This is a genomic window from Glycomyces lechevalierae, from assembly GCF_027622945.1.
Taxonomy (GTDB): domain Bacteria; phylum Actinomycetota; class Actinomycetes; order Mycobacteriales; family Micromonosporaceae; genus Glycomyces; species Glycomyces rutgersensis.
Genome location: NZ_JAPZVQ010000003.1, coordinates 396,474 through 419,448, shown reverse-complemented (window position 1 = coordinate 419,448; position 22,975 = coordinate 396,474). Strand labels below are relative to the sequence as shown.

Annotated in this window: 18 protein-coding genes; 10 read left to right on the top strand and 8 right to left on the bottom strand. The window is 71.1% G+C overall.

The window, feature by feature from the left end; translation table 11 throughout:
- Positions 1-83: 83 nt before the first annotated feature.
- Complete coding sequence (gene dxs, locus O2L01_RS08285; protein WP_270121439.1) at positions 84-2,009, bottom strand: 1-deoxy-D-xylulose-5-phosphate synthase; 1,926 nt, start codon at positions 2,007-2,009, stop codon at positions 84-86.
- 296 nt (positions 2,010-2,305) lie between these two features.
- On the opposite strand from dxs, the gene O2L01_RS08280 reads away from it, so the two are divergent.
- The 7 genes from O2L01_RS08280 (at position 2,306) to O2L01_RS08250 (ending at position 11,382) form a co-directional block, all read left to right on the top strand.
- Complete coding sequence (locus O2L01_RS08280; protein ID WP_270121438.1) at positions 2,306-3,205, top strand: hypothetical protein; 900 nt, start codon at positions 2,306-2,308, stop codon at positions 3,203-3,205.
- A 264-nt stretch (positions 3,206-3,469) separates the two neighbouring features.
- Entirely contained in the window at positions 3,470-4,528 is a 1,059-nt protein-coding gene (locus O2L01_RS08275) for a quaternary amine ABC transporter ATP-binding protein (RefSeq protein ID WP_270121437.1), read from the top strand.
- Positions 4,525-5,424, top strand: a complete 900-nt coding sequence (locus O2L01_RS08270; protein ID WP_270121436.1) for an ABC transporter permease — start codon at positions 4,525-4,527, stop codon at positions 5,422-5,424. The genes O2L01_RS08275 and O2L01_RS08270 overlap by 4 nt, the downstream gene beginning before the upstream one ends.
- 54 nt (positions 5,425-5,478) lie before the next feature.
- Positions 5,479-6,390 carry a glycine betaine ABC transporter substrate-binding protein gene (locus O2L01_RS08265; protein WP_270121435.1) on the top strand — a complete coding sequence of 304 codons (912 nt, stop codon included), beginning with the start codon at positions 5,479-5,481 and terminating at the stop codon, positions 6,388-6,390.
- A gap of 313 nt (positions 6,391-6,703) precedes the next feature.
- The gene (locus O2L01_RS08260; protein WP_270121434.1) at positions 6,704-8,368 is read left to right on the top strand and encodes an RICIN domain-containing protein; all 1,665 of its coding nucleotides are present in this window, start codon (positions 6,704-6,706) and stop codon (positions 8,366-8,368) included.
- 228 nt (positions 8,369-8,596) lie between these two features.
- Positions 8,597-9,895 (top strand): alginate lyase family protein, encoded by a 1,299-nt coding sequence (locus O2L01_RS08255; protein WP_270121433.1) that lies wholly within the window; start codon positions 8,597-8,599, stop codon positions 9,893-9,895.
- A 338-nt stretch (positions 9,896-10,233) separates the two neighbouring features.
- Positions 10,234-11,382: a DUF5685 family protein gene (locus O2L01_RS08250; RefSeq protein WP_270121541.1), complete on the top strand. Its 1,149-nt coding sequence runs from the start codon at positions 10,234-10,236 to the stop codon at positions 11,380-11,382.
- A 10-nt stretch (positions 11,383-11,392) separates the two neighbouring features.
- Here the strand turns inward: O2L01_RS08250 and O2L01_RS08245 are convergent, their stop codons facing one another.
- From O2L01_RS08245 to O2L01_RS08215, 7 genes are all read right to left on the bottom strand, one after another.
- A complete protein-coding gene (locus O2L01_RS08245) occupies positions 11,393-12,184 on the bottom strand; it encodes an MFS transporter (protein WP_270121432.1) in 792 nt (263 codons plus the stop codon).
- 76 nt (positions 12,185-12,260) lie between these two features.
- The gene (locus O2L01_RS08240) at positions 12,261-13,442 is read right to left on the bottom strand and encodes a class I SAM-dependent RNA methyltransferase (protein ID WP_270121431.1); all 1,182 of its coding nucleotides are present in this window, start codon (positions 13,440-13,442) and stop codon (positions 12,261-12,263) included.
- A gap of 108 nt (positions 13,443-13,550) precedes the next feature.
- Positions 13,551-14,801 (bottom strand): iron uptake transporter deferrochelatase/peroxidase subunit, encoded by a 1,251-nt coding sequence (efeB, locus tag O2L01_RS08235; protein WP_270121430.1) that lies wholly within the window; start codon positions 14,799-14,801, stop codon positions 13,551-13,553.
- A 47-nt stretch (positions 14,802-14,848) separates the two neighbouring features.
- Positions 14,849-15,985 carry an iron uptake system protein EfeO gene (gene efeO, locus O2L01_RS08230; protein ID WP_270121429.1) on the bottom strand — a complete coding sequence of 379 codons (1,137 nt, stop codon included), beginning with the start codon at positions 15,983-15,985 and terminating at the stop codon, positions 14,849-14,851.
- Positions 15,986-15,992: 7 nt separating this feature from the next.
- On the bottom strand, positions 15,993-16,844 hold the full coding sequence (gene efeU, locus O2L01_RS08225; RefSeq protein ID WP_270121428.1) for an iron uptake transporter permease EfeU: 852 nt from the start codon (positions 16,842-16,844) through the stop codon (positions 15,993-15,995).
- A gap of 217 nt (positions 16,845-17,061) precedes the next feature.
- On the bottom strand, positions 17,062-19,035 hold the full coding sequence (locus O2L01_RS08220; protein WP_270121427.1) for an APC family permease: 1,974 nt from the start codon (positions 19,033-19,035) through the stop codon (positions 17,062-17,064).
- 93 nt (positions 19,036-19,128) lie between these two features.
- Positions 19,129-20,181, bottom strand: coding sequence for a S66 peptidase family protein (locus O2L01_RS08215; RefSeq protein ID WP_270121426.1), 1,053 nt, complete (start codon positions 20,179-20,181; stop codon positions 19,129-19,131).
- 173 nt (positions 20,182-20,354) lie between these two features.
- On the opposite strand from O2L01_RS08215, the gene O2L01_RS08210 reads away from it, so the two are divergent.
- From O2L01_RS08210 to O2L01_RS08200, 3 genes are all read left to right on the top strand, one after another.
- Complete coding sequence (locus O2L01_RS08210) at positions 20,355-21,023, top strand: potassium channel family protein (protein WP_270121425.1); 669 nt, start codon at positions 20,355-20,357, stop codon at positions 21,021-21,023.
- Entirely contained in the window at positions 21,020-21,688 is a 669-nt protein-coding gene (locus O2L01_RS08205) for a potassium channel family protein (RefSeq protein WP_270121424.1), read from the top strand. The genes O2L01_RS08210 and O2L01_RS08205 overlap by 4 nt, the downstream gene beginning before the upstream one ends.
- Before the next feature lie 85 nt (positions 21,689-21,773).
- On the top strand, positions 21,774-22,901 hold the full coding sequence (locus O2L01_RS08200; RefSeq protein WP_270121423.1) for a lytic polysaccharide monooxygenase auxiliary activity family 9 protein: 1,128 nt from the start codon (positions 21,774-21,776) through the stop codon (positions 22,899-22,901).
- Positions 22,902-22,975 lie beyond the last annotated feature (74 nt).

Sequence of the window (22,975 nt, the reverse complement as noted above, 5' to 3'; positions counted from 1 at the left end):
CCCGCGGGCCCGCGCGCCCCGCACCCCCCCCCCCCCCGCCGCCCCGCCCCCCCCCCCCCCCCCCCCCGCGCCGTCATCTTCGCTTAGTGGTGGTGCTCTTCGGATTCGCCGCGGCGGTGGACCTCGGCGGTCAGCCGCTCCGCGATCGCCTCCGGGGTCAGGCCGAGATCGGCGAGAAGCTGGGCCCGCGTGCCGTGCGGGTGCCAGCCGCGTTCGACGGCGAAGTCGAGCAGCGGCGTCTCGTCGCCGGAGTCGCGCAGCGACTGGGCGAGCGCGTCGCCGAAGCCGCCGGTGCGGATGCCGTCCTCGAGCGTCGCCACGAGCGGGTACTGCCCCGCGAGCTTGACGAGCGCGTCCGGGACCGGCGAGATCCAGCGCGGGTCCACGACGGTGGCCCGGATGCCCTGCTCCGCAAGGAGTTCCGCGACCGCGACGGCGGTCGTGGCGAAGGACCCGCAGGCCACGATGAGCAGTTCGTCGTCCTCGTGCTTGACGAGCACATCGAGTCCTTCGTGGACCTCGACGGCCTCGATGTCCGCCTCGGGGATCGCCCCGGTCGGGAAGCGCAGCATCGTGGGGCCGTCGTCGACCGAGAGCGCCTCGGCGAGTTCCTCGCGCAGGGAGGCGGCGTCGCGCGGCGCGGCGATGCGCAGGCCCGGCACGACCCGGAAGATCGAGGTGTCCCAGATGCCGTAGTGGCTCGGCCCGTCCGGGCCGGTGATGCCGGCGCGGTCGAGCACGAACGTCACCGGCAGCTTGTGCATGGCGACGTCGAGCACGGTCTGGTCGAACGCGCGGTTCATGAACGTGGAGTAGACCGCCACGACCGGGTGCATGCCGTTCATGGCGAGCCCGGCGGCGGAGGTCACGGCGTGCTGCTCGGCGATGCCGACGTCGAAGACCCGCTCCGGGTGGCGCTTCATGAGCTTGTCGACGCCCGTCGGGCCGGGCATCGCGGCGGTGATCGCCACGACCTCGGGCCGCAGGTTCGCCTGGGCCACCAGCTCATCGGCGAAGACGCCGGTCCAGCGGCGCTTCGACGCGATGAGCGGTTCGCCGGTGATCGGGTCGAACGCGGCCGAAGGCGCGTGCATCTGCTCGGCCTCGTCCGCGCGGGCCGGGGCCCAGCCTTGGCCCTTCTGGGTGAGGGCGTGGACGATCACGGGCCCGCCGAAGCGCTTGGCGCGGTCGAGGGCCTCGGTGAGCTCGGCGATGTTGTGGCCGTCGACGGGGCCGACGTACTTGATGCCGAGGTCGGAGAACATGCCCTGCGGGGCGAGGGCGTCTTTGAGGCCGGTCTTGGCGGCGTGGAGGCCCTGGTAGGCGGCGCGGCCGAACACGGGGATGCGCTCGACGAGCTCCTGGATCTTCTTGAGCGCCGGCTCGTAGCCCGGGTTGAGGCGCAGGCCGGAGAGGCGCTTGGCGAGGCCGCCGACGGTGGGCGCGTAGGAGCGGCCGTTGTCGTTGACGACGATCACGAGCTTGAGGTCGTCGCGGGCGGCGATGTTGTTGAGCGCCTCCCAGCACATGCCGCCGGTGAGCGCGCCGTCGCCCACGAGGGCCACGACGTGCCGGTCGGAACCGCTGAGCGCGTGGGCCTTCGCGAGCCCGTCGGCGTAGGAGAGCGAGGTCGAGGCGTGCGAGTTCTCGACGAGGTCGTGCGGCGACTCGGCCTGGCTGGGGTAGCCGGTGAGGCCTCCGCGCCCGCGCAGCCCGCCGAACTGACCGGCGCGGCCGGTCAGTGCTTTGTGGACGTACGACTGGTGGCCGGTGTCGAAGACGATCTGGTCGTGCGGGGAGTCGAAGACCCGGTGGATCGCCATGGTCAGCTCGACGACGCCGAGGTTGGGGCCGATGTGGCCGCCCGTCCTCGCGACGGCGCCGACGAGGAATTCGCGGATCTCCTCGGCGAGCCCGGGGAGCTCGTCCTCGTCCAGCGACTTGAAATCGGCCAGCCTGCCGATGCCGGACAGCAGCGGGCCCATCTCGGGTTCGTCGTGCGAGTTCATAAGGGGGAAGTCTATCGGTGGCGCCGTGCGCGCGGTAGCTGCGCGAGTGCGGCTGGGACCTGTCTCATGGGGTAGCGGTACCCGTGATCTGCGCGGCGAACCGGGTGAGGGGACGGTCACCGTTCACACGCACGGACGTGACGGGCATTCGCGCTGTTCGATCTTCGTCCGGGTGCGCTGGAAGTTCATCCGACCGGGGGACGCCGGGCCCCTCTGTCGGAAAGCAGTCACTCCCCGAAAGGGACACGCCGTGCGAAAGCCGGGCCCCTCCGTGATCGAAATGTGATCATCCCAACATGGACCTCATCGACCTGCACCAGAACACGGAATGGCCCGCGCGCCTCGACCAGGTGTTGAGCTCCTCCCCGGTGGACTGGGCCGACCGGCGCGAGAACGTGCAGGCCGCGACCCCTCCCGGGTTGGCGCGGCTGCAGCGCATGTCGGCCGTCCCCCGGTTCGACCTCGACGCGGTGGAGCCGGAGGTCTACGAGGGCATCCTCGAGGACGCGCTCGTCGCGGCCGCGCGCGGCGGCGCGGTCTACACCGAGCTGCGCCTGCCGCAGGAGTCGGTGGTGTACCCGCAGTTCATGGAGCGGTTCACGGCCGCGTGCGAACGCGTGGCGGCGGCGTACCCGGGGTTCGACGCGGGCGCGGTGCTGAGCATGAACCTGTGGGACCCGATGCTGCGGGAGCTGTGCGACGCGTTCGCGGACGCGGCGGCGGCGGGCCTCGCGGGTGTCGAGATCGTCTACGTTCCCTATGCGGCCGAGGCGGATTGGACGCGCGGCCGGATCGTGGCCGAGGCGGCGGGCGCGGCCGGGCTGGGCGTCACGGTCCCGGCGGGCGCGTTCAACGCCTCGAACCTGGCGTCGCTCGCGGAGATCGAGCAGGTCGGGCGGATCGGGCACGCCGTGGGCGCGGCGAGCGACCCGGGGATCATGCGGCTGCTGGCCGATCGCGGTGTGACCGTTGAGGTCTGCCTGACCTCCGCGGTGATCCTGGGCATGGTGGCGAAGCTCGAGGACCACCCGCTGCCGCGGTTCCTGGAGGCGGGCATGGCGGTCGTGCTGGGCACCGATTCGCCGATGCGGATGGGCACGGACATCGCCGGCGAGTACGACAAGGCGCGGGCGCTGGGGCTGAGCGAGGCGGACCTGGCGGGCATGACGGCGCGGGCGAAGGCGGCCCGGCTCTAGGGCCGCGAACCGGATCGAATGGTTACGAATCAGCCTCAAGTTGATCTCCGCCTTGCGTCAATTCTTCAGAATGTCGTATTGTAGACAATCGAACCAGCCTTCATTAGACATCCCATTTCGAGGCGTTGAGCTGCGAAAACGCGGCGCGCGAACGTCCCGTGTTGACCTTCTCACGCGCTGCTCGGGTTGAAAAAACCCAGAGGTTGACTAGTGTTTCACCGGTTCCCGCCCCCACACCGGAACCCCCTGCTGCGAAAGGACGAGATGTCAGCGATAGCAGTTGATTCCCTGTACAAGGTCTTCGGCAAAGGCGCCCGAAGCGCCGTCGCCCAGCTCAAGAGCGGCACCCCGCGCGACCAGTTGAACGCCAAAAGCGTCACGGCCGCGGTGATCGATCACAACTGGTCGATCGAGCCCGGCGAGATCTTCGTCGTCATGGGCCTGTCCGGCTCCGGCAAGTCGACGCTGATCCGGATGCTCAACGGGCTCATCAAACCCACGTCGGGCACGATCCGCATCGGCGGCGTCGAGCTCGGCTCGCTCTCCAAGCGCGAACTGCGGCGCCTGCGCCGCGAGAAGATCAGCATGGTCTTCCAGCACTTCGCGCTCCTGCCCCACCGCACGGTCGTCGAGAACGTCGCGTTCGGTCTGGAGATCAAGGGCCTGAACAAGACCGAGCGACTGGAGCGCGCGAGGGAGGCCGTCGAGCTCGTCGGCCTCGCCGGCCACGAGGACAAGCTTCCCGCCCAGCTCTCGGGCGGCATGAAGCAGCGCGTCGGCCTCGCCCGCGCGCTCGCCGCGGACACCGAGATCCTGCTCATGGACGAGGCCTTCAGCGCCCTCGACCCGCTCATCCGCCAGGAGATGCAGGACCAGCTGCTCGACCTGCAGGCGAAGCTCGGCAAGACCATCGTCTTCATCACCCACGACCTCAACGAGGCCATGCGGATCGGCGACCGGATCGCCATCTGCGACGGCGAGGTCAAGCAGCTCGGCACCGCCGAGGACATCCTGCTGCACCCGGCCGACGAGTACGTCGCCGAGTTCACCGCGGACGTCGACCGCACCCGCGTCCTCACCGCCGAGGCCGTCATGGAGCCGTGCGGGACCCGCGACACGAGCGCGTTCCCGAAGGTCGAATCGGACGTGCCCGTGAACGAGCTGTACGAGCCCGTGCTGAACTCCAAGGCCCCCTTGCTGGTCGTGGACGACAACGCCGATCCGCTCGGGGTGGTCACGCCCCGCTCGATCATCAAGTCGCTGTCGCACGACCCCGCCGCCGAGAGCGGCCCCGCGATCGAACAGGAGCGCCAGCCCGCATGATCGAGTACCTCCGCAACTGGTTCTGGACCTATATCTGGAAACCCTTGCCCGACATGCCGTTCGGCGACTGGATGGAGACCTTCATCCGCTGGGCGAGGGACGCCTGGGCGACCGGGTTCGACGCCGTCGACACCGCGCTCGAGTTCCTGTACCTGCACCTCGCCGACGGACTGCTCTGGCTCCCTTCGGGGGTCATGGTGCTGCTGTTCGCCGCGGCCGCGTGGGCCGCGAAGGGCTGGAAGCTCGGCGTGGGCATCGGCATCGGCATGTTCGTCGTCGCGTGGACCCCGTACTGGGAGCAGACGATGCAGACCCTGTCGATGGTCCTCGTCTCGGCCGCGATCGCGATCCTGCTGGCCATCCCGCTCGGGATCGCCGCCGCCGAGAGCAAGGCGGTCTCGGCGATCGCGCGGCCGGTGCTCGACTTCATGCAGACGCTGCCGGCGTTCGTGTACCTCATTCCCGTCGTGATGCTGTTCAGCGTCGGCGTGGTGCCCGGGATCATCGCCACGATCATCTTCGCGATGCCGCCGGGCGTGCGCCTCACCGAACTCGGTCTGCGCCAAGTGGACCGCGAGGTCGTCGAGGCCGGGCAGGCCTTCGGGGCCTCTCCCGGGCGCATCCTCGCGCGCATCAAGCTGCCGCTCGCGCTGCCCACGATCATGGCCGGGCTCAACCAGGTCATCATGCTCGCACTGTCCATGGTGGTCATCGCGGGCCTGGTGGGCGGCGGCGGCCTCGGCTCGGTCATCTCCGGGTCCCTGGGCCGCTTGGACATCGCCGCCGGCTTCAACGCCGGCCTGGCCGTGGTCCTCCTCGCGATCCTGCTCGACCGCGTGACGCAGGGCCTGTCCGACCGCACCCCGGTCGCGCGCGCCGCGAAGCTCGCCCGCTAGAACCCCGAACACCCCGCACACAGGCGCACGCCCCGGCGCCGGAGAGAAGGAAACATGCAACGACGTTCGATCATGAAGGGCGCCATCGCGACCGGCGCCGTGACGCCGCTGGTGCTGGCCGGCTGCTCGGTGGAAGAAGAGCCCGGCGAGGCCGCGGCGGAAGGCGTCGACTTCGGCCTGCCGAAGGGCGAGGGCGAGATCAAGATCGGCTACATCAACTGGGACGAGGCGGTCGTCGCCACCGAGCTGTGGCGCCAGGCGCTCACCGCCTCGGGGTACACTGTGACGGCCCAGGAGTTCACCGAGGTCGGGCCGTTGTTCGAAGGGCTCTCCTCGGGCGACCTCGACGTGTTCCTCGACGGCTGGCTGCCGATCACGCACCAGACGTACATGGACACCTACGGCGACCAGCTCGAGCAGCTGGGCGCCTGGAACGAGAACGCCGCGCTCACCGTCGCCGTGCCGTCCTATGTGGATGTGGAGTCGCTCGCCGACCTCAACGTGAAGGCGGACCTCTTCGGCGGCAGGATCGTCGGCATCGAGGCCAGCGCGGGCCTGACCGAGGCGGTGCAGAACAGCACCATCCCGACGTACGGCATCACGGACCTGACGCTGGAGACCTCGTCGACCACGGCGATGCTCACCGAGCTGGACAGCGCGATCGCGGCCGAGGAGCCGATCGTGGTGACGCTGTGGCAGCCGCACTGGGCGTACGCGAAGTACGACCTGAAGAACCTGGCGGACCCGGATGTCACGCTGGGCGAGGCCGAGACCATCAACACGCTTGCGCGCCTGGGCTTCAGCGAGGAGTTCAAGGATGTGGCGGAGGCGCTGGGCACGTTCGCGATGAGCGACGAGCAGTTGGCGGACCTGGAGAACACGGTGTTCTCGGAGAACGGCGGCGACGTGCAGGCGGGCGTGACGGCCTGGCTCGCGGAGAACGAGTTCTCGAGCCTGGTCGCCTAGCCCGCGAAGCCGACCCCTGCGGACCGCGCGGGGTGCGGGCGGGCGCCGGGGCCCGGTGCCCCGCGGCAGGAACGAGGACTCAGCCGACCTCCAGCGCCGTCCGCGCTGTGCGTTTCGGGCCGTCCGCCCCCACAGGCGGCGGCCTCGGCGCGGGACCGGTACGCCGGTTCCGCGCCTCTCCTCTGTTCATTCATATTGATATCCGTTGATGTTTCGTTTAATATGGCATACGGCACCCGGCTTCCCCGGGCCGGTGCCGCAGGTAGCGGTGGCATTCCCCGGCATCGCGCACCGCATGGCGCATCGGAGCACCATGTCAGACAACTCGACATCGACCACCCCTCCACTCCCCCGCCGACGCCTCTTCCAGGGCGCGGTGGCCGCGGGCGGCCTCGCCGCCTTCGGCACCGGCCTCCCGGCGGCGCAGGCGCAGGACGTCACCGTCCAGGCGACCCACCCCGGGATGCTGCACACCCAAGCCGACATCGACCGCATGTACGCGAAGGTGAGCACCGACCAGGAGCCGTGGCGCTCCGGCTGGGAGAAGCTCATCGCCAACGGCCACGCCCAGACCACCTGGGTCGCCCGGCCCACGGCCACCATCATCCGCGGGGGCGACGGGCAGAACTACCCGCAGCTCTACAACGACATCCACGCCGCCTACCAGTGCGCGCTGCGCTGGAAGGTCTCCGGCAACACCGCGTACCGCGACAAGGCCGTCGAGATCCTCAACGGCTGGTCCTCCACACTGGAGTCGGTGGGCGGGAACGCCGACCGGTTCCTGGCCGCGGGGATCTACGGCTACCAGTTCTGCTGCGCCGCCGATCTGGTGCGCGGAGCGTCCGGGTTCGACCTGGGCGCGTTCCAGGACATGATGACGAGCATCTTCCTGCCGATGAACAACTCGTTCCTCACCAACCACAACGACGCGTGCATCACGAACTACTGGGCGAACTGGGACCTGTGCAACATGGCGAGCAAGCTCGCCATCGGCATCATCTGCGACGACACCGCGATCATCGACGAGGCGATCGACTACTTCTGGAACGGCGAGGGCAACGGCTCGATCTACAACGCCATCCCGTTCGTGCACTCGGGATTCCTCGCCCAGTGGCAGGAGTCCGGGCGCGACCAGGGCCACTCGATCATGGGCATCGGCCTCATGTCGTCCATCATGGAGATGGCCTGGAACCAGGGCGTCGACCTCTACTCCGCGCGCGACCTCGCGTTCGGGAAGGCCGCCGAGTACGTCGCCCGGTACAACCTCGGCTACGACGACCTGCCGTTCACGAAGTACTCGTGGGGCACCGGCCAGAACTGCGCCTACAGCGAGCAGACCGTCATGGGCTCCGGCGGGCGCGGGCAGCTCCGGCCGGTGTGGGAGATGGTCTACCACCACTACAGCGTGCGGCGCGGCCTGCGGATGCCGAACGTCGCGCGCATGGCCGCCCTGGTGCGCGCCGAGGGCGGCGGCGGGGACTACGGCACCACCTCCGGCGGGTTCGACACGCTCGGCTTCGGCACGCTCGCCCACACCCGGTCGACACCGGCGGTCGTCTCCGGCGGCGTGTACACGCTCATGGCCGAGCGCTCGGGGAAGGTCCTCGACAACGGCTCGGTGACCACCGAAGGCGCCCAGGCGATCCAGTGGGCCGACAACGGCGGGAACGCGCAGCGGTGGCGCATCACCGATGTCGGGAGCGGCTACCACAAGCTCGTGAACCTCCACTCCGGGAAGGCCCTCGACAACTACTCTCTGACCACGGACGGCGGCAAGGTCGTGCAGTGGACCGACAACGGCGTCGCCGCGCAGCGCTGGCGGATCACGGACGTGGGCGGCGGGGCCGTCAAGCTCGTGTGCCAGCACTCCGGGAAGGCGCTCGACAACGGCAACGGCGAAGCCGACGGCGGCGGCGCGATCCAGTGGACCGATTCCGGTGCGGTGCAGCAGCGCTGGAATCTGAAGCGGGTCGCGTAGAGCCCGCTGAGGGACCGGGCGCGGCCCGGTCCCTCATCGTCCCTTGTGGTGCAACAGTAGGCAGTTGTCCGATTACTTGGGAAAATCTGGAAATATGAGCTTTAGTCTTGATGATTGGTAATGCCGTCTTTAGACTGACTCACACGGCGGAGGTCCCCCCGGCACCGTCCGCCGAGACCCGCGGTGGCATTCCCCGGCATCGCACACCGCATGGCGCATAGGAGCACCATGTCCACCATCGACACGACCCAACCGAATACGCAGGGCGCGAACATGAAGCGGCGGCGGCTGCTCAAGGGCGCGATCGCCGCGGGCGGGCTCGCGGCCGCCGGAGCCGGCGGGCTCGGCGTCGCCGCGGCCCAGAGCGGGACCGACGACGTCACCGCGCAGGCCGCCCACCCCGGCCTCCTCCACACGCAGGCGGACTTCGACCGCATGAAGGCCAAGGTCGCCGCCGGCACCGAACCGTGGGTCGCGGGCTGGAACCGGCTCACCGCGAACGGCCACTCGGCGTCCACCTGGACCGCCCGGCCCACGGCCGTGATCATCCGCGGCGGCGACGGGCAGAACTACCCGCAGCTCTACAACGACATCCACGCCGCGTACCAGAACGCGTTGCGCTGGAAGGTCTCCGGCGACAACGCACACCGCGACAAGGCCGTCCAGATCCTCAACGCCTGGTCGTCCACGCTCCAGGAGGTCACCGGCAACGCCGACCGGTTCCTGGCCGCGGGCATCTACGGCTACCAGTTCTGCTGCGCCGCGGACATCGTCAGGGACGTCGCGGGCTTCGACCTCGGCGGCTTCCAGGACATGATGACGAGCGTCTTCCTGCCGATGAACGACCATTTCCTCACCAACCACAACGACGCCTGCATCACCAACTACTGGGCGAACTGGGACCTCTGCAACATCGCCAGCAAGCTCGCCATCGGCCTCGTCTGCGACGACGCCGCCATCACCGACCAGGCGATCGACTACTTCTGGAACGGCGAGGGCAACGGCTCCATCGGGAACGCCATCCCGTTCGTGTACGACGGCGGCCTCGCCCAGTGGCAGGAGTCCGGCCGCGACCAGGGGCACTCCATCATGGGCATCGGGCTCATGTCCACGATCATGGAGATGGCTTGGAACCAGGGCGTGGACCTCTACGCCGCCAACGACAACGCGTTCGCCAAGGCCGCGGAGTACGTGGCGCGCTACAACTCCGGGCACGACGACCTGCCCTTCACCAAGTACACCTGGGGCACCGGCCAGAACTGCGCGTACAGCGAGCAGACCGTGATGGGCTCGGGCGGGCGCGGCCAGGCCCGGCCGGTGTGGGAGATGGTCTTCCACCACTACACCTCGCGGCGCGGCTACGCGATGCCGAACGTCGGCGCGCTCGCGGGCGCCAACAGCCCCGAAGGCGGCGGCGGGGACTACGGCACCACCTCCGGCGGGTTCGACACCCTCGGTTTCGGCACCCTCGCCCACGTGCGCCTCACGTGGGACGAGATGCCGTCCGACCTCAAACCGCTCGGATAGGTCCGAGACCCGGGTAAACGGGACGCGCCCGGCACCGGCACGGCGCCGGGCGCTTCCCTCGAACGCCCCCGCCGATTCATGCGAAAGTGCTAATATATTGGTGCGCTTTGCGGGCCGCCCCCCTCGCGGAGCGCCTCGAAGACCCTTCCCGCCTCCCGCCCGCGACCGCCGGCCCGCGCTCGGCGGTCGCGTTGCACGCCAAGGACATTCCTCGCACTGGACGCCGTACCCACCGCATTGCGGCACACCGTTACCATCTGCGGAGACACGCCCCCAACGGCAGCCGCGGCACGCGTGCCCCGGTCCCCCGTCGAGAGCTAGGAGACCACTTGTTCGGCATGCTCGCGCCCTGCCCCTCCCGCACCCCCGACGACCTCAAACCCCGCTGGATGGGGCATTTCTGCGGCCTCTGCCTGGAACTGCGCGACGACGCGGGCCAGTTCGCCCGGCTCACCACCAACTACGACGCCCTCGCCCTCTCCGTGCTCGTCGAGGCCCAGCAGGGCGACGCCGCCGACAGCCGCAACGCCGGCCCCTGCGCCCTGCGCGGCATGCGCCGCCAGCGCATCGCCACCGGAGGCGGCCCCCGCCTCGCCGCGACCGCCTCGCTGCTGCTCGCCTCGGCCAAGATCCGCGACCATGTGGAGGACGGCGACGGGTTCGCCGCCAAACCGGGCGCGCGCGGCATCGCGGGACTCACCGCGGACCGCCTGCGCGCCAAGGCGACCGCCATCGGCGACTCGATCGGGCTCGACACCGCGCCGCTCTTCGCCGTCATCGAGGGCCAGCGCGGGATCGAGGCCGACTGCGGGCACGGCACGCCGCTCACCGCGGTGACCGCGCCGACCGAGGCGGCCACGGCCGAGCTGTTCGCGCACGCGGCGCTCATCGGCGGGCGGCCGGAGAACACCGAGGCGTTCCGGACCGCCGGGGCGGCCTTCGGGCGGCTCGCGCACCTGCTCGACGCGGCGGACGACTTCGAGGAGGACGCCGAGCGCGGGGCGTGGAACCCGTTGGCGGCCACCGGCTCCGGGATCGAGGACGCGCGGTCGCTGGCGAAGGGCGCGCTGGCGGACATGAAGCGGGCCTTGGACTCGGCCGTGATCGTGGACGCGACGATGATGGGCCTGCTGCTGGACCGGTATGCGCGCCATGCGTTCACGAAGACGTTCGGGTCCTCGTGCTCGACCCACCAGCAGACCGCTGAGCGGCGCGGCTACCGCGAGCGCCGGGACTACCGGCGGGACCACCGCCGGGAGCGGCGCAGCCGCTACGACGACGACTACCGGTACCACCGGCCGGAGCCGCGGAACTTCTTCGCGGGCCTGTGCGCGTTCACGGTGCTGTGCTGCACCTGCCAGATGTGCTGCCGCGAGGAGTACGAGGGGCCGTGGTCGCGCCGCCGCCGCGAGGGCTGCTGCCGCGACTGCGACTGCTGCGACTGCTGCCCTTGCGACGGCGACTGCTGCGGATGCGGTTGCGACTGAACCGGTTTCGCTACTGCGGCGGCTGCGGCCAGCCCGTGGGCGCAGACGGACCCGGGGGCTGCTGGGTCGGCGGCCGGTACGCGCCGGGCGCGGGCGGCGGGCTCACGGGCCCGTTCGGCTGCGGCGCGGCGTCCCTCCACTGAGGAGGCGGCGGCTGGTAGCCGGGGAAGAGGTCGTCGGCGGGCCGCTCCTCCGGGGCCTTCTTGGACCGGTTGCCAGGGTTGTCGCGGAGCCAGGCTCCCACGGGCTTCGTGTAGACCATGGCGAGCACGAAGAGGACGGCGAGGAGCTGGACCACGGCGAAGGGCGCCCTGAACGCGCCGACGAAGCCGCACAGGGAGACCAGGCCGAGGAAGCCGAGTCCGATGTAGAAGACCATGCGGGGGTCCTGGAATCCGAAGCGGCCCAGGCGCTCCCGCGCGATGCCCCAGATGAGCGCCAGTGTGGCGCCCACGACGAGCAGGCCGCCGACGAGGCTCGTCACGATGCCCAGCCCGGAGTCGAAGAACGAGGCGAGCAGGGCCGAGAACGCCAGCGACAGGATCGTGAGCAGCACGGCGGCGGCCAGGTAGATCCACAGTGCCTGCAGCATCAGCGTGACCTGCTTCGGGCGGCCCTCCATGGGGAGCACGCCCCAGCGCTGCCAGAACGTGGGCGCGGGCGGGAGCACCGGCCCGCTCGGCTCTCCGGGCGTGAAGGTCCCGTAAGGGTCGTGCGGCCGGTACTGGAAGGACGGCGAGGCCTGCTGCGGCTGCTGCGGACCGGCCCCGTTGGGGCCGGTTCCGTAGGGAGGGTTGGTCATCGATCGGTGCTCCGAGGAGTTCGGTCAGTTGCGGCAGTCAAAATTATCGCAAGACCCGCTCCTGCGCGGTCCCCGGTCAGTAGTCGACGAGTTCGAACAGGGCGATCGTCTCGAAGTGCTGCGTCATCGGGAACGCGTCGAAGGCGCGGATGCGGGTGAGCTCGTAGCCTTCGATCGCGAGGTCCTTGGCGTCGCGCGCGAGGGCGCCTGCGTCGCAGGCGATGTAGCAGATCGCGCGCGGGCGGGCCTCGCCCAGCGCGACGACGACCTCGGGTCCGGCGCCGCTGCGCGGCGGGTCGAGGACGACGAGGTCCACCGAGCCGAGGTCGGGGGCGATGGCGGCGACGTCGCCTTCGATCGCGCCGGCGTTCTTCCACGAGGCGAGGTTCGCGGCGGTGCGCGAGGACGGCGCGTTCTCAACGGCCACCACGCGTCCCGTGTCGCCCACGGCGGCGGCGAGCCCGGTGGCGAAGAGCCCGGCCCCGGCGTACAGGTCCCAGGCCGATTCGCCCTCTTGCGGGTTCAGGAACTCGAGGGCGCACGCGAGGAACGCGGGCGCGGCCGCCGGGTGGACCTGCCAGAAGCCGTCGAAGCCGATCTCGAACTCGGCGTCCCCGACGTTCTGGTGCACGAGTTTGGGACCGCGCTTGTGATGCGGGCGGGCGGTGCGGCGAAGCTGCGTGTAGACGGCCAGCTCGTCGTCGTTCGAGTCGACGACGCCCACGGCGCCCATGCCGTCCCAGGTCTCGGCGAGGATGTCGGACTCGCGGATGCGCTCGGTCGCGATCGCGCACCGGTCGATGTGCACGAGGTCGTGCGATTTGTGGACGCGCAGGCCCGGACGGCCCGCGTCGTCGACGGCGTACTGCATGCGGGTGCGCCAGCCGAGCGCGCCCTCGTCCCACGGCAGCTCCTCGACCTCGACGCCCTCGAGCTTCGCGGGGTCGACGCCACCGATGCGGGTGAGCTGGTCGGTGAGGACGCGGGCCTTGAGGCGGCGCTGCGCCTCGGGCTTGGCGTGCTGGAAGTCGCAGCCGCCGCACTTGCCGGGCCCGGCGTACGGGCAAGGGGGCTCGACGCGGTCGGGCGAGGCCTCGATGACCTCGACGGCGTCCGCGAACGCGAAGCGCTTCTTGCGCTCGTTCACCTCGATGCGGACGGTCTCGCCGGGCAGGGCGTGGCGCACGAAGTAGACCTCGCCGTCGACTCGGGCCACGCAGTGGCCTCCGGCGGCGACGTCTTCTACGGTGACGATCATGCGTCCCCATCCCCCTGGTCAGTGTCGGATCGCGGCCCGCGCCGCGGTCTGCGCCGCCGGGCCGCACGCCAGGGTACAGGGGCAGGCGGGGCCGCCGCCCGGCCCGGCTCAGGAGAAGAGGGCCCGGCCCCACCAGTCGGACCCGTCCGCGACGCCCGGCGGGCACGCGAACAGGGCCGAGGAGGTGTGCTTGATGTACTCGTTGAGCACGTCGCTCTTGGCCAGCGCCTGCTGCACGGGGATGAACCCGGTCGCGGGGTCGCGCTGGTAGGCGATGAAGAACAGGCCCGCGTCGAGGCGGCCGAGGTCGTCGCTGCCGTCGACGAAGGAGTAGCCGCGCCGCAGGAGGCGGGCCCCGTCGTTGCTGCTCGGGTGGGCGAGCCGGACGTGGGCGTTCATGGGGATCGCGGGGGCGCCGTCGCGTTCGGCGTCGAAGTCGGGCTCGTCGAACTCGCCGCCGCCGCTGAGGGGCGCGCCCTCGGACTTGTCGCGGCCGAAGATCGCCTCCTGCTCGGTGAGGGAGGTGCGGTCCCAGGTCTCCACCATCATGCGGATGCGGCGGGAGACGAGGTAGGAGCCGCCGGCGAGCCAGTCGGCGCCGTCGCCGTCGCCGACCCACAGGTGCTCGTCGAGGAGGTCGCCGTCCTCGGCCTTGAGGTTGGCGGTGCCGTCCTTGAAGCCCATGAGGTTGCGCGGGGTCGCCTGGGCCTGGGAGGTCGAGGAGGTGCGGCCGAAGCCGAGCTGGGACCAGCGGATCGAGACGGTGCCGAAGCCGATGCGGGCGAGGTTGCGCACGGCGTGCACAGCGATCTGCGGGTCGTTGGCGCACGCCTGGATGCAGAGGTCGCCGCCGGAGATCGCCGGGTCGAGGTCGTCGAGCGGGAACCCGGGGAGCTCGGTGAGGGCGTCCGGGCGCTTCGCGGCGATGCCGAAACGGTCGGCGCCGTCGGCGTCCTGGAACAGGCTGGGGCCGAAGCCGATCGTGAGGGGGCGGCGGGTGGCGGGCCGGCCGGGGGCCGGGCCGGTGGCCGCGGGGGGGGCGTAGACGTCGCCGCCGACCGCGCCGCCGGGCCCGGCGTAGTCGCCGCCGCACATGCGTGCGGCGGCGGCCGTCCAGGCTTTGAGGAGTTCGACGAGCTCCTCGCGGTCGGAGGTGATGACGTCGAACGCGGCGAAGTGCAGCCGGTCCTGGGCCGGAGTGACGATCCCGGCCTGGTGGGCGCCGTAGAACTCGATCGCCTCGGCGGCCGGGTCGGCGGCGTGCGCGGCCGGCTCCGGCAGCAGCCGTGAGGCGGCGAGCCCGGCTCCGGCCCCGGCGATGCCGGCGGCCCCGAGTCCGATGGCGTGGCGTCGTTTCACTGCGCTTCCATTCCTTTCCTGCGGTACAGCCTGCGTTGACGTCGCCGCTACTGGGCGACGACGGCGGCGACCTTGCTGACTTCCTCGCCGAGCGCGTTGATCGCGTCCGAGAGGGCTCCGAGCTCTTCCTGGGTCAGCTCGTCGTGGAACCGCCAGCCGTCGTCGGTGCGGTGCGCCTCGAGGGCGTCCCAGGCGGCGGCGAACCGCTCGTCCAGGGCGGCGACCAGGTCGGGGTCGCGCTCCTCGAGGACGGGGCGCATGGAGGCGATCGCGGCTTCGGAGCCTTCGAGGTTCGCGGCGAAGTCCCACAGGTCGGTGTGCGAGTAGCGGTCCTCCTCGCCGGTGATCTTGGAGGTGGCGATCTCGTCGAGGAGTTCCTTGGCGCCGTTGGCGAGCTGCAGCGGGGAGAGCTCCTCGGCCTCGGCGCGGGCGACGACCTCCTGGACGTCGGCCGTGAGCTGGTCGGCGATCGGGCCGGAGGCGGAGACGTCGCCGGTGATCCACAGGTCGTACTCGAGCTTGTGGAAGCCGGTGAACGCCGGGTCGGCGGGGCCGGCCGCGAAGTCGTCCTCGCGGGCGTCGACCTTCGGGTCGAGGTCGCCGAAGATCTCGGCGACGGGCTCGATCCGCTCCCAGTAGGTGCGCGCGACCGGGTAGAGGGCCTTGGCGCCGTCGATGTCGCCGGCCTTGACGGCCTCGGTGAACAGGCCGGTCTGCTCGACGAGCGCGGCGGACTGGTTCGCGACGTACTCCTTGTAGGAGGCCACGGCGGCCTGCAGGGCCTCGTCCTCGCTGAGGCTCGCGGCCTCGCCGGTGACGGTGAAGGCCGCGCGGATGCCGTCGCCGGTCATGCCGGGCTTGCACGCGGTCTCGTACTCGGCGGCGGGCAGTTCGACGACGAGCTCGCGGGTGAGGCCCGGGGTGATGTTCTCGACCTCGCCCATGACGCGGTTGCCGTCGGCGTAGACGTAGAACTCGGTGACCTTGGCGCCCTCGTTCTTGACCTGGAACGTGACGGTGCCGGCCGCGGCCTCGGACACGGCGACGTCGCAGGCGTCGTCCGTGGCGAGGACCTCGATCGGGCCGCCGTCGGCGGCGTCGTCGGCGGGCTCCTCGGTGCAGGCCGCGAGCGCGGCGAGCGTGGCGGCGGCAGCGGCGAGGGCCGCGATCCGGTGGTGGCGCATGGTTCTCCTATTCGGACGGTTCGCTTGCCGCGGCGGGCGTGCGGTCGGGCTGGGGCGCGGGGGCCCTGCGGGGCAGCAGGAAGAGGATCAGGACGGGCACGAGGTAGGCGGCCCAGGCGGCCGTCTCGACGACCGTCGGGGTCGGGGTCAGGTTGAACATGCCGGAGAGGATCTCGGCGTACCAGGTGCCGGGCGTGAGCACCCCGGAGAGGTCGAACGCGGTGCGGTCGAGGCCCGGCAGGTCCCCGGCCTCCTGGAAGTCGTGCACGCCGTACTTGAGCAGCCCGGCGGCCACGAAGATGAGCAGCACGCCGGTCCAGGTGAAGAACCGGGTGAGGTTGACGCGGACCGCGCCGTGGTAGAGCCCGAAGCCGATCGCGACGGCGACGAGGATGCCGCCGCCGGCCGCGCCGAGCGAGGCGGCGGGGTCGTCCGCGAAGTCGGCCATGGCGTAGAGGATCAGCGCGGTCTCCAGGCCCTCGCGGACCACCGCGAGGAATGCGATGAGCACGACCGCGAAGGGCCCCATGCCGATCGCCTCGGACAACTGCTCGCGCAGGTGCCCGGCGATGCGCTTGGCGGCCACCCGCATCCAGAAGATCATCCAGGTCACGAAGACGACGGCGAGCACGGAGGTGATGGCCTCGAACCGCTCCTGGCCGGTGAAGCTGAGCTTCGTGCTGCCGTACTGGAGCGCGGCCCCGGCGCCGATCGAGAGCAGGACCGCGACGACGACGCCGCCCCACACGTGGGGCAGGTACCGGCGCTGGTCGGTCTTGACGAGGAAGGCCACCAGGATGCTGACGACCAGCACCGCTTCGAGGCCTTCACGGAGGCCGACGAGGAAGGTCGCGAACATGGGGCTCCTGGACGGGGACGCTGAGTTAGGGCTCCCTTAATTTAGGTTAGGCAACCCTTCTGCATCAAGGGCCGGAAGGTTGCGGTTTCGCGACTTCGCCGAGCGTCCACGCGGTACTACCGGCCGGTACCGGTGCCCAGCAGGGCTTTCGCCGACAGTGGACGGGCCTCGGCGTAAGGACCGTCACTCGCGGCTGTGCTTCATTGATGGCCGTGCTTCATCTACGGACCTGTCGAAGCGGCGGCGGCTCGGTGCTCTCGCCGAGGATCCACGGCACGATGCAGACCATGACGCCCGGCTCGTACTTGAGCTGGCGGCGGATCGCCTTCGTGGTCTGGTTGTGCAGCAGGGTCGTCGACCAGTGGAAGTACCCGCGCGAGAGCCGCCCCGGCTGCGGGCCCTGGCCGACCACGTACTCGGGCAGGTAGACCGTGACGACGTCCCGGGGCGCGTCGCGGCGGCGGGTCTTCACGAAGTCGACGATCGGGCCGGTGATCTCGCGGTACGGCGAGTCGACCACGGTGAGCGGCACCTTGATGCCGCGCCGGTCCCATTCGGCGAGGAGCTGCCGGGAGGCCGCGGCGTCGACGTTCACCGAGAGGCCCGTGATCGTGTCCGGCCGGGTCGCCTTGGCGTACGAGAGCATCCGCATGAGCGGCAGGTTGACGCTCGAGACGAGCACGATCGCGTGGCTGCGCGCGGGCAGGCGCGGGCGCCCCGGCGGCAGCTCGATCTCGTCGCGCACGGCCGCGTAGTGCTGCGCGATGAAGCGCATGAGCAGGTAGCAGCCGCCGATGATGAGCACCGCGATCCAGCCGCCGCGCCGGTAGTCGGTGAGCGCCACGACCACCAGCACCAGCGCGCACGCCAGCGCGGCGAGCAGGGCCGTGCCGCGGGCGCGGCGGGCGCGCGAGCGGCGGGCGGCGTCCCGTTCGACGCTGAGGACGCGCCGCCAGTGGCGGACCATCGCGGCGTTCGCCAGGACCATCGAGAGGAAGACGCCGACGATGTACAGGCCCATGAGCTCGTAGGTGCGGCCGCCGAAGAGGACGACGAGGAGCGCGGCGGCGACGGCGAGGATGAGGATGCCGTTGGAGTAGACGAGCCGGTCGCCGCGCTTGTGGAGCTGGCGGGGCAGGAGCGAGTCCTCGGCGAAGATCGAGGCGAGCTGCGGGAAGCCCACGAACGCGGTGTTCGCGGCGAGGAGGAGGACGCCGGCGGTGGCGAGCATGATCGGGGTGACGGCGGCGGGCGAGGCGTCGAAGACGGTGGCCGCGAGCTGGCCGAGGAGCGGGTGCTGCAGGTACCCGGCGGGGCCGGGCTCCGTGGAGGACTGGGCGCCGACGAGGTAGGCGAGGACGACGAGGCCGGTGAAGAGCGCGACGGCGGTCCCGCCGACGGCGGTGATCGCGGCGGCGGCGTTGCGCCCGCGCGGGGGCCGGAAGAAGCGGACGCGGGTGGTGAACGTCTCGATGCCGGTGACGGCCACCGATCCGGCGGCGATCGCCCTGGCGCACAAGATGAACAGGGCCGCAGAGGTCCATTCGCGGTCCTCGGCGGTGGCGGCGTCCGCGGAGGCCGCGGCGAGGTCGTCGCCGGTGCCCACGCGGAGGAACCCGACGATGAGCATGGCGGCGACGCCGGTGACGAACGCGACGGTGACGGCGGCGGCGAAGCGGCCGGAGACGCGCAGGCCGCGCAGGTTGAACGCGGCGAGCGCGATGATCGCTGCGGCGGCGATCCATTCGCGCCAGGGGTCGAGGCCGGGGATCAGCACGTCGAGGGCGGCGACGGCCGCGGAGGCCGAGACGGCGACGGTGAGGATGTAGTCGAGGACGAGCGCGGCGGCGGCGAGGCGGCCCGCGCCGGGCCCGAAGTTCGCGGCGACGACCCGGTAGTCCCCGCCGCCGCCCGGGTAGGCCTGCACGGTGTACCGGTAGGCGGCGATGACGGTGACCATGACGGCGGCGACGGCGAGGCCGGTCCACACCGAGTACGCGTAGGCGGCCGTCCCGGCGACGCCGAGGACGAGGAAGACCTGTTCGGGGGCGTACGCGAGGGAGGAGATCGGGTTGACCGCGAGGAGGGGGATGGCGTACCGCTTCGCGAGCGCCAGCGACGGCGGGCGGCGCTCGGTGGCGAACGGCTCGCCCACGAGCAGTCGCTTGAAGACGGAGAACGGCCTGGTCACAACTTCCGACCTTACCGGTCGGGCCCCACGCGAGGCGTGTTCGCCCGCGAAGGGCCGGGCCCTCGGGCCCGGCCCTTCGCGTCGGGGCGGGCGCTAGTCCTTGACGACCGCTTCGACGACGAGCGTCCCTGCGTCGGCGTCGAGTTCGGCGTGCGTGCCGAGCGGGACGACGCGCGGGTCGGGGTCGTGGCCGATCTTGACGCCGCCGAGGATCGGGATGCCGAGTCCGCCGAGCCGGTCCATGATGACGTCGCTCAGCGTCCACTCCCCCGCTTCGACGGGGTCGTCCTCGCGGGGTGTGAAGTGGCCGATGACGATCCCGGCCGCGTCGTCGAACGCGCCGGCGCGAAGGAGCCGGGTGAGCATGTTGTCCACGCGGTAGCGGGCTTCCTCGACCTCTTCGATGAGGATGATCTTGTCCTCGGCGTAGGGGAAGTTGCGGTTCTCGGGTTCGGCGTCGAGCAGGGAGAGGTTGCCGCCGATGAGCTTCCCGGAGGCCTTGCCGCCCACGAAGACGTTCGCGGTCGATTGGAGCGGGTCGCGTTGCAGTGCAACGGGTGCGCTGGTCATGAGGGCCGCGCGCAGGGCCTCCGCGGTGGCCGGGGTGTTGTTGGTGGACCAGGCGCCCATCGGCGAGTGCAGGCTCGGCAGGCGCGTCTGCGCGGCGATGCCGAGGTGCAGCGTGGTGATGTCGGAGTAGCCGATGACGACCTTCGGGTGGTCCTCGAGCGCGTCGAAGTCGGCGCGGTCGATGATGCGGGTGGTGCCGTATCCGCCGCGGCAGGCCAGGAACGCCTTGGCCTCGGGGTGGCCGAGGGCCCAGTTCAGGTCGGCGAGGCGGTCGTCGTCGGTCCCGGCGAGGTAGCCGCCGAGCTCGTCGAAGGCGTGCTCGCCGACCTCGACGCGCAGGCCCCAGCTCTGGAGGAGCGCGATGCCGCGCTCGATCGCCGCCGGGGTGGGCGTGCCGCCCGGGGAGGCCATGACGACGAGGTCGCCCGGCACGAGCTTCTTGGGGCGGCGGTCCTTGCCGGAGGTCTCGGCGTGGCCCGCGGCCGGCGCGGCCACGGCGGCCCCGACGCCGAGGGCGGCACCGGCGCCGATGAGGGTGCGGCGGGAGGGGCCGCGGGGGTGCTCGTCGCGGATCATGAAGACTCCTTTGAGAAGAGGTGGGTCCTGCAACGCTAGACGCGCGCCGGGTCCGATTTGATGCATTCGCGAACGCGAAATCCCGGGCGGGCCGGGCGTGGGGCCGTCCCGGCCCGGGGGCCGCCGGGCGCGCGGTAGGGTCGCGTCATCGGACGTGGAAGGGGTGGAGCCGGGTGCATGTGGTGATCATGGGCTGCGGCCGTGTGGGTTCGTCCCTGGCGCGGAGCCTGGTGGAGCGCGGGCACACCATCGGGATCATCGACCAGAACCCGAAGGCGTTCCGCCGCCTCGGCCCCGACTTCGACGAGACGACGGTGCGCGGCGTCGGCTTCGACCGGGAGGTCCTGGCGAAGGCCGGCATCAAGCGCGCGGACGCGTTCGTCTCGGTCTCCTCGGGCGACAACTCGAACATCATCGCCGCGCGGGTCGCCCGCGAGAACTACGGCGTGCCCAACGTGATCGCCCGCATCTACGACCCGCAGCGCGCGAGTGTCTATGAGCGCCTTGGCATCCCGACGGTGGCGACGGTGCGGTGGACGGCCGACCGGCTGCTGCGCCACCTCCTCCCCGAGGACCAGGAGCCGCTGTGGAGGGACCCGACCGCGACCCTGTCGATGGTCGAGGTCCTGTGCCACGAGGCCTGGTACGGCACGGCGCTGTCCCATCTGGAGCAGGCCACGGGCCACCGGGTCGCGTACGTCACCCGCTTCGGGCGCGCGACCCTGCCGACCCCGTCCACGGTGCTGCAGGACGGCGACCAGGTGTACATGCTCGTCGCGGACGGGGACGAGGCCCGCATCCGCGAGATCGCGGGCGACGCCCCGCAGGGAGGTGCCGCATGAGGGTCGCCATCGCCGGGGCCGGGAACGTCGGCCGGTCGATCGCCGCGGAGCTGGTCGGCAACGGCCACCAGGTGCTCCTCATCGAGCGCGACCCCGATTCCATGCGGCCCGAGCGGGTCCCGGAGGCCGAATGGCTCCTCGCGGACGCGTGCGAGCTGGAGAACCTGCGCCAGGCGCACCTCGAAGGCTGCGACGTGGCCGTGGCCGCCACGGGCGACGACAAGGTGAACCTCGTGGTGAGCCTGCTGTCGAAGACCGAGTTCGCGGTGCCGCGCGTGGTCGCGCGCGTCAACCGGGCCGAGAACGAGTGGCTGTTCAACGAGGAGTGGGGCGTGGACGTCTCGGTCTCCAAGCCGCGACTGCTGGCCGCGCTCGTGGAGGAGGCCGTGAGCGTCGGGGACCTGGTGCGGCTCTTGAGCTTCCGGCAGTCGCAGGCGAACCTGGTCGAGATCACGCTGCCGCTCGACGCCCCGCATGTGGGCAGCCGCGTCGGCGAGGTGCCGCTGCCGCACGACGTGGCGATGGTGGCGATCATCCGCGGCCGCCGCGTCATCGCGCCCAGCGCGGACGACACCCTCGAGTCCGGCGACGAGCTCGTGTTCGTGTGCAATGAGGACGCCGAGGACGCGACCCGCTCGGTCATCCTCGGCCCGCGCCGTTCGTAAACCAGTCCCTTTCGGGCTTTACAGGCGCGAGCACTGCAAGATACATTGAAGGTTCTCAATGTTCCTATCATTTGGGAGCGCTTTCATGTTGCACCTCGTCAGATCAGGCGGCCACCCCGCCGACTCCCCCGCACGGCGACGGCGCGGCCTCCGCGGCGTCATCGTCCTCATCGTCGCGCTCGTCGCGGCCGGCACGGCCGCGGTCGTGTTCGTCCAGCCGGCCTCCAGCCACGGCACCGCCATCGGCCCCTCCTCGCGGCATTACAGCTGCTGGGAACGGTGGGGCTCCGACTTCCAGAACCCGGCCATGGCCCAAGAGGACCCCATGTGCTGGGCCGCGTGGCAGAACGACCCCAACGCCATGTGGAACTGGAACGGCCTCTACCGCGAGCAGGTCGGCGGCAACCACCAGGCCGCCATCCCCGACAACCAGCTGTGCTCGGGAGGTCGGACGGGCGGCACCCGGTATGCGCCTCTCGACGACCCGGGCGCCTGGAAGACCACGAAGGTGAACTCGAACTTCACGTTCACCAACTGGGACCAGGCGAACCACGGCGCGGACTACTACCGCATCTACGTCACGAAGCAGGGGTACGACGCCCAGACCGACGCGCTCGACTGGGCCGACCTCGAACTCGTGAAGGAGACGCCGAAGATCCTCCCGGGCGAGGGCCGCAAGCCCGAGACCGGCGGCGGCACCCTCGTCGACATCGACGTCTCCGCACCCGGTCGCACCGGCCACCACATCGTCTACATGATCTGGCAGGCCAGCCACTTCGACCAGTCCTTCTACTCCTGCTCGGACGTGTGGTTCGGCGACGGCCAGCCGACCGACCCGCCCACCGAGGAGCCCACCTCCGACGGACCGACCAGCGAGGACCCCACGGACGAGCCCACCACGGGCGGCCCGGCCGGGTTCGCCTGCGAGGCCACGGCCACGGTCAACAGCTGGGGCTCGGGCGCTTCCGTCACCGTCAAGGTGGCCAACACCGGCAGCCAGGCCATGCACAACTGGATGGTCCACTGGACCTGGCCGAGCGGGGTGACCCTCGGCAACATCTGGAACGCCGAGCACTCCAGCATGGGCGGGGTCGAGATGGCCGCGCCCGCGTCCTGGAACGCGTCCATCGCGACCAGCGGCTCGGTCGAGTTCGGGATGAACGTCTCCGGAGCGCTCACCAGCGCGCCGGAGTTCGACTGCTTCCCGAGTTAGCAAGAAGGGGGGGGGGGGGCGCGGGGGCCCCCCCCCCCCCCCGGCGGGGGGGGGGGGGGGCCCCCGGGGGACGC